This window comes from Pseudoxanthomonas sp. LH2527 (assembly GCF_022539275.1).
Classification (GTDB): Bacteria; Pseudomonadota; Gammaproteobacteria; order Xanthomonadales; family Xanthomonadaceae; genus Pseudoxanthomonas_A.
In genome coordinates this window covers 148701-155967 of record NZ_JAKZBW010000005.1, presented here as the reverse complement: position 1 = coordinate 155967, position 7267 = coordinate 148701, and the positions used below count along the sequence as shown (strand labels likewise).

The window sequence follows — 7267 nt, the reverse complement described above, 5'->3', positions numbered from 1 at the left end:
TTCCGGCGTGGCGAGCTTGCTCTCCCGCGGTCGTAGCACCCAAGGTGTGACGCTCGACCACGCCGGCTCTCGGCATCTAATCTGGCAGATCGCCAAGAGATAAGGGTGCCGAAGGCGGGTGAGGGGCGAACGGAGGCATGATCCGGGATCTGCGCACTTGGATTGCCGAGTTCGATGATGGCGGAGAGACATCGTGCGGAACATCATCGCGCTCGCCCCTCATCCGCCCTTCCGGGCACCTTCTCCCCGCAGGCGGGGAGAAGGAACAAAAAACGGCGCCTCTCGGCGCCGTTTTCATGTCGCATCGGAACGTGAGGCTTACTTCTTCGCCGGTTCCGCCTTCATCATCTGGTCGCGCGCAGCCTTGAACGGGTTGCCGTCGTACCAGTTCGGCCACGCGCCTTCGACGGCCAGGTCCTTGCCCACGCCGTACAGTGCCTGCAGGTCCTGCACCACGCCGTCCAGCTTCCAGCCGTCGTGCACTTCGTCGCTGGCCTGGTGGTAGCGCTTGGCGTACTCCTCGCTCGCTGCCTTGCCGGCGTCCACGCCGCCGTCCAGCAGGTCGTTGCCGCCCTTGGCGTACAGCGCCGGCACGCCGGCCTTGGCGAAGTTGAAGTGGTCGCTGCGGAAGTAGTAGCCGCCGGCCGGGTTGCCTTCCTCGGCGAGCACGCGGCCCTGCTGGTCGGCGTAGACCTTCAGCATGTCTTCCAGCTGCGAGTTGCCCTTGCCAGTGACCACGAAGTCGCGCGACTTGCCGCCCACGCTCATCGCGTCGAGGTTGATCACGCCGGCGATCTTGTCCAGCGGGAAGGTCGGGTGCGCGACGTAGTACTTGGAACCCAGCAGGCCGGACTCCTCCAGCGTCACCGCCACGAACACCACCGAGCGCGCGGGCTTGGGATCCTGGTGGACGAAGGCTTCGGCGATCTCGAGGATGCCAGCCACGCCGGTCGCGTTATCGACGGCGCCGTTGTAGATGTTGTCGCCCTCTTCGCCCTCATGCTTGCCCAGGTGGTCCCAGTGCGCCATGTACAGCACGGCTTCGTCGGGCTTGCTGGCGCCCGGCAGCACGCCGATGACATTGCGCGAGGTCTTCTCGGTGATGGTGCTCTTCACCGCGGCGGACAGCTGCGCCTTCAGCGGCACCGGCTTGAAGCCGCGCTTGCCGGCGTTGGCGTAGGCGGCGTCCAGGTCCAGGCCCGCATCGGCGAACAGCTGCTTGGCAGCCTCGGCGCTCAACCAGCCCTGCAGCGGGATGCGCTTCTCCGGGTCGTCCTTGGCGGGCAGGTCGTACTGCGCGCCGGACCAGGAATTCTTCACCACGTCCCAGCCGTAGCTGGCGCCAGCGGTGTCGTGCACGATCAGCGCAGCGGCGGCGCCCTTGCGCGCGGCTTCCTCGAACTTGTACGTCCAGCGGCCGTAGTAGGTCATGCGGTTGCCGCCGAACAGCGCCTCGTCCTTGTTGTGGAAGCCCGGGTCGTTGACGAACATCACCACGGTCTTGCCGGTCCAGTCCTGACCGGCGTAGTCGTTCCACTGCTGCTCCGGCGCATCGACGCCGTAGCCGACGAACACCAGGTCGCTGGCGTCAAGCTTGACCTCGGTCTGGCCGGTGCGGGTGCCGATGACGTAGTCGGTGCCGAACTTCAGGTCGCGCTTGCCGGTGGAGGTGGTCAGCGACAGCGTGGTCGCGGCCTCGTCGGCGGTGGTTTCCACCATCGGCACGTCCTGGAAGTAGCTGCCGTTGTTGCCCGGCTGCAGGCCGATGCGCTTCATCTGCGCTTCGAGATAGGCGGCGGTCTTCTCTTCGCCGACCGAGCCAGGCGCGCGGCCTTCAAACTCGTCCGAGGCCAGCGTGTTCACCATGTCGGCGAAGTCGCCCTCGGTGATGTCGGCGGTGAAGGTGTGCGCCGCGGCGGGTGGGGTGGCGGCTTCCGGCGCGGCGGCGGGCGCCTCGGGTTCGCGCTTGCACGCGGCCAGGGCGGCGGCGGTGGCAAGCACCAGCATCAACTTGCGGGACATCGGGATTCCTCAGCGAACGGAACCCCGATTCTAGCGGTAACGGGCGGGTCCGGCTTTGCGCGAACAGCGCCCCCACCGCAACCCTCCCCCGCGAGCGGGGGAGGGGGCAGCGAGGCTTACTCGGCCGGTGCGGTGTCGGTGCTGAACGGCTTGGCGGTGGCACCGGTGATCGTGCCGACCTTGGCGCTGGTGTGCACGTACAGGGTGACCGCACGCTCGAACACCAGCGGGCCTTCGACCACGGCGTTCGGCCCGATGATGATGCGCGGGTCGCGCTTGGGCTTGATGCTCCAGCCCTGCGGCTTCTCGACCTTGATGCCGCCCTTCACCTGAGAGCCGATGCCGACGGTGATGTCGCCGTTGACCGTTTCGATGCCGCCGGCCAGCTGGGTGGCGACCAGGCCGATGGCGCCGTTGACGGTCTCGATGCCGCCGCCGACGGTGGTACCGCGGTCGGTGAAGATGCTGCCGTTGACGGTCTCCACGTCCTTGCGGACCTGCACGTCCTTGCCGACGCGGATCGAACCGTTGACGGTTTCCAGCGAATCGACGCGTGCCTTGTCGCCGACGTTGATGCTGCCGTTGACGGTGCTGGCGTCTTCGGCGGTGGCGCCCTCGGCGATGCGGATGCTGCCGTTGACGGTGTCCAGGTCGCCATAGGCCTGGCCGGCGTCGGCGGTGATGCTGCCGTTGACCTTGGAGATTTCCTGCTGGGCCAGGGCAGGCGTGGTGGCCAGGGCCAGGGTCAGCAGCAGCGCGGTACGGGGACGGATCATGGGATTGCCTCTCGGGTGGTCTCGTATCGGTCTGATGCGCCAGCGTGGACGAGGGTTTAAACGCTGGCGTGCGGACAAGGATGGCACCATGCTTGGCTACAATCGTCACCTGCCTGAAGTCACTGGAATCCTGCCGTGTCCGCATCCCCTGCGTCCGTGAAGCGTCCCAAGCCCGTCGTGTTGCTGATCCTGGATGGCTGGGGCCATCGTGAAGACCCCACCGACAATGCGCTGGCGCAGGCCGACCTGCCGAACTGGCGCCGCCTGCTGGCCACCGCGCCGCACACGCTGATACACACCGAGGGGCGCCACGTGGGCCTGCCCGACGGGCAGATGGGCAACTCCGAAGTCGGCCACATGAACCTCGGCGCGGGCCGCATCGTCTACCAGGACCTGACCCGCATCGACGCCGCCATCGAAGACGGCAGCTTCTACACCAACGCCGAGCTCGTCGCCGCCTGCGACGCCGCCAAGGCCGACGGCAAGACGCTGCACGTGTTCGGCCTGCTGTCGCCGGGCGGCGTGCACAGCCACGAACTGCACATCTTCGCGATGCTCGAACTGGCCAAGCGCCAGGGCGTGCCGCGGGTGGCGGTGCATGCCTTCCTCGACGGCCGCGACACGCCGCCGAAGTCGGCCGAACCCAGCCTGCGCGCGCTGCAGGACCTGTGCGCGAAACTCGGCAACGCGCACATCGCCTCGGTCAGCGGCCGCTACTACGCGATGGACCGCGACAAGCGCTGGGACCGCGTGCGGCTGGCGTGGGATGCGATGGTCGAAGCCAGTAGCGACCACCATGCCGCCAGTGGCATCGCTGCGCTCGAGGCCGCGTATGCGCGCGGCGAGAACGACGAATTCGTGCTGCCCACCGTCATCGACGGCGCGCGGCCGATGGCCGATGGCGATGCGGTGGTGTTCATGAACTTCCGCGCCGACCGCGCGCGCCAGTTGAGCGCGGCGTTCGTGTCGCCGGCGTTCGACGGATTCGAGGCCCGCGTGCCCACGCTCGCCCGCTATGTTTGCCTGACCGAATACGACGCCAAGCTGCCGGCGCCGGTGGCGTTCGGACCGGATGATCTGCGCGAAACCTTCGGCGAGCTGCTGGCCGAGCACGGCCTGACCCAGCTGCGCATCGCCGAGACGGAGAAGTACGCGCACGTGACGTTCTTCTTCAGTGGCGGCCGCGAGGACGTGTTCGCCGGGGAGGAGCGGATCCTGATCCCCAGCCCCAAGGTCGCCACCTACGACTTGCAGCCGGAGATGAGCTGCCCGGAGCTGACCGAGAAGCTGGTCGATGCGATCGGCTCGGGCCGCTTCGACGCGATCGTCTGCAACATCGCCAATCCCGACATGGTCGGCCACAGCGGCGACCTGCAGGCGGCGATCCTGGCCGCGCAGGCGGTGGACAAGGCGGTCGGCGCGATCGATGCCGCCGTGCGTCAGGCGGGCGGCGCGATGATCATCACCGCCGACCACGGCAATCTGGAAATGATGCGCGACCCCGCCACCGGCCAGCCGCATACCGCGCATACGGTCGGCCCGGTGCCGCTGGTGCTGGTGCAGCCGGCAGGCGCACCGGTCGCCACGCTGCGCAGCGGCGGCGCGCTGCGCGATGTCGCGCCGACGCTGCTGAAGCTGTTGGGCCTGCCGCAACCGGCCGACATGAGCGGCCGCAGCCTGATCGACGCCTGATGCCGCATCGCGTCCGGCTCGCATGCGGCGTGCTCCTGCTCGCGGGGTTGTCGCTGGTGGCGCCCGCCCCGGCGCAGTCCTCGCGCGAGGCCGAGCAGAAGCTGCAGCGCGTGCGCAGCGAGCTGAAGTCGATCGCGCAGGAACGCCGCAAGCTGGAAGGCGAGCGCGGTGCCGCGTCGCGCCAGCTGCGTGACGCGGACGAACAGGTCGGGCGCACCACACGCTCGCTGGCCGAGACCGAAGCGGCGCTGCGCCGCGAAGCCGCCGCACTGCAAGACCTGCAGCGCCAGCGCGATGCGATGCGCGCACAGCAGGCGGCCCAGCGCGCGCAACTGGCGGGATTGGTGCGCGCGGCGTACCAACGCGGCGACGATGCGCCACTGAAGGTGCTGCTGTCGCAGGAGCGTGTGGCCGACGCCAACCGCCTGCTCGCCTACCACCGCTATGTGCAGCGCGACCAGGCGCGCCGCATCGCTTCCCTCAACACCGAACTGGCGGCGCTGGACCAGGTGGAGCAGGACATCGCCGCCCGCCGCGTCGAACTGGACGCGGCGCGGGCGCGGCAACGCGACCAGGTCGCGCAGCTGGAAAAGGATCGCAGGTCGCGCGCCAGCCTGGTGGCCGATCTGGACGAGCGTTACCAGGATCGTGCGAGCAAGGAAAAGGCGCTGGGACAGGATGCGCGTTCGCTGGAGCGCCTGCTGGCGAACCTGCGCGCCGCCGCCGCCCGCGCCGAAGCGGAGCGACGCGCTGCTGCCCGTCGTGCCGCCGCCGAGGCGGCCGCCGCGAAGAAGCGCGACACCGCCGGCACCAGCCAGCGGCCCGCGCGCGACAGCGCACCGCCGCGTCCGGCCGTGGCGTCGGCGCCGCCGCTGAAAGTGGGCGGACTGGGCTGGCCGGTCTCGGGCAACCTGCTGGCGCGCTATGGCGGTCGCCTGCCGGATGGCCGCGCCAGCACCGGCGTGCTGATCGGTGCGCCGTCCGGCACCCCGGTCACGGCGGTGGCCGACGGCACCGTGGTGTTCTCGGAATGGATGACCGGCTACGGCCTGATCCTGATCCTCGACCACGGCAACGGCTATATGAGCCTGTATGCGCACAACGACAGTCTGCTGAAGGACAGTGGCGACCGGGTGAAGCGTGGCGAGGCGGTCGCGCGCGTCGGCACCTCGGGCGGGCAGGGCCAGGCCGCGCTGTACTTCGAACTTCGCCGCAACGGCCAGCCGGTCGATCCGTCCTCGTGGCTGCAGCGGCGATGAACGGCGCCGCCGGCCATAACCCGGCTTGAACATCCGGTCCGCACGGCTTCACGCATAATCCGGATGAACTCCGCGGGCGTTCGCGGTGTCCATCGTCCGCCCTTTACGGAGCTCCGCGCATGCTGCAGCGTCTTCCCCTGGCTCTCCTGACCGTCGCCCTGTTGGCCGCGTTGCCGGCCTGGGCGCAGCAGCAGGCCCCGCTGCCGGAAGCGCCTCCGGTGGTCGCGCCCAGCGACGATCCCGACGCCGCGGAGAACGCGCCGAAGGTGCCGCTGGAGGAAATCCGCCGCTACGTGGCGGTGTTCAACGCGGTGAAGGAGGCCTACGTCGAGCCGGTCGAAGACAAGAAGCTGATGCAGTCCGCCATCCGCGGCCTGCTGCTCGACCTGGATCCGCACAGCACCTATTTCGACAAGGCCGATTCCGAAGCCTTCGACGAGCAGGCCAACGGTGCCTACGAAGGCATCGGCGTGGAACTGATGCAGCAACCCGACCGCACGTTGCTGGTGGTCTCGCCCATCGACGATACGCCCGCGGCCAAGGCCGGCATCAAGTCCGGCGACCTGATCACCGCCATCGACGGCAAGCCGATCAGTGCCGAAGACGGCATGGAGCCGCTGCGTGGCGCGCCCGGTAGCAGGATCGTGCTGACCATCGTGCGCGAGGGCACGCCCAAGCCGTTCGACGTTAGCCTGGTGCGCGACACCATCCGCGTGGCCAGCGTGCGCAGCCGCGTGCTCGAACCGGGCTACGGCTACGTGCGCATCAGCGCCTTCCAGACCGACACCGCTGCCGACTTCCAGAAGCAGGTCGACAAACTGCAGGAGAACGGCAAGCTGCGCGGCCTGGTGCTGGACCTGCGCAGCAACCCCGGTGGCCTGCTGCTGGCGGCCGTGCAGATCGCCGACGACCTGCTGGACTCGGGCAACATCGTCAGCACGCGCGGACGCCTGTCGATCAGCGATTCCAAGTTCGACGCCACGCCCGGCGACCGCCTGGACGGCGCGCCGGTGGTGGTGCTGGTCGATGCCGGTTCGGCCAGCGCATCGGAAGTGCTGGCCGGCGCGCTGCGCGACAACCAGCGTGCGCGCGTGGTCGGCAGTCGCACGTTCGGCAAGGGCTCGGTGCAGACCGTACTGCCGCTGGACAACGGTGACTCGGTCAAGCTGACCACCGCGCGTTATTACACGCCCAGCGGCAAGTCGATCCAGGCCAGCGGCATCGTGCCGGACGTGGTGGTGAAGCCGGAGACGGGCGGCAAGCCGGGTTCCGTGGTGGAGCAGGACGGCCAGCTCTTCATCACCGAGGCCACGCTGCCCGGCCATCTGCGCGGCGACGAGGAAGGCGCTGCCGGCTACGTGCCCGGCGACGTGCTGGATGGCGAGGCGCCGATCACCGCCGCATTGGCGGAACTGAAGAAGGTCGCCGCGACGGCGCGGACAACGTCGGATCGGCAGCGGCGCTGAGCACGACGGTGTGGGAGCGACGTCAGTCGCGAACCCGGTGTCGGCAATTCGC

General features: G+C 69.0%; 4 protein-coding genes and 1 pseudogene. 3 read left to right on the top strand and 2 right to left on the bottom strand.

Going from position 1 to position 7267, the window contains the following annotated elements; genetic code table 11:
• Positions 1-318 precede the first annotated feature (318 nt).
• Positions 319-2022, bottom strand: coding sequence for a M28 family metallopeptidase (locus MMG85_RS04985; protein WP_241045019.1), 1704 nt, complete (start codon positions 2020-2022; stop codon positions 319-321).
• A 116-nt stretch (positions 2023-2138) separates the two neighbouring features.
• Positions 2139-2795 (bottom strand): hypothetical protein, encoded by a 657-nt coding sequence (locus MMG85_RS04980; RefSeq protein WP_241045026.1) that lies wholly within the window; start codon positions 2793-2795, stop codon positions 2139-2141.
• Between the two features lie 159 nt (positions 2796-2954).
• On the opposite strand from MMG85_RS04980, the gene gpmI reads away from it, so the two are divergent.
• The 3 genes and pseudogenes from gpmI to MMG85_RS04965 all read left to right on the top strand — a co-directional run.
• The gene (gene gpmI / locus MMG85_RS04975; protein ID WP_241045018.1) at positions 2955-4490 is read left to right on the top strand and encodes a 2,3-bisphosphoglycerate-independent phosphoglycerate mutase; all 1536 of its coding nucleotides are present in this window, start codon (positions 2955-2957) and stop codon (positions 4488-4490) included.
• A gap of 29 nt (positions 4491-4519) precedes the next feature.
• On the top strand, positions 4520-5749 hold the full coding sequence (locus MMG85_RS04970; protein WP_345778837.1) for a peptidoglycan DD-metalloendopeptidase family protein: 1230 nt from the start codon (positions 4520-4522) through the stop codon (positions 5747-5749).
• A gap of 119 nt (positions 5750-5868) precedes the next feature.
• Positions 5869-7212 (top strand): annotated as a pseudogene (locus MMG85_RS04965) (S41 family peptidase); the annotation flags it as partial.
• Between the last annotated feature and the right edge of the window lie 55 nt (positions 7213-7267).

Coding starts and splice junctions, on each gene's coding strand:
- MMG85_RS04985 (WP_241045019.1), bottom strand. CDS start 2,022: ATGTCCCGCAAGTTGATGCTGGTGCTTGCCACCGCCGCCGCCCTGGCC.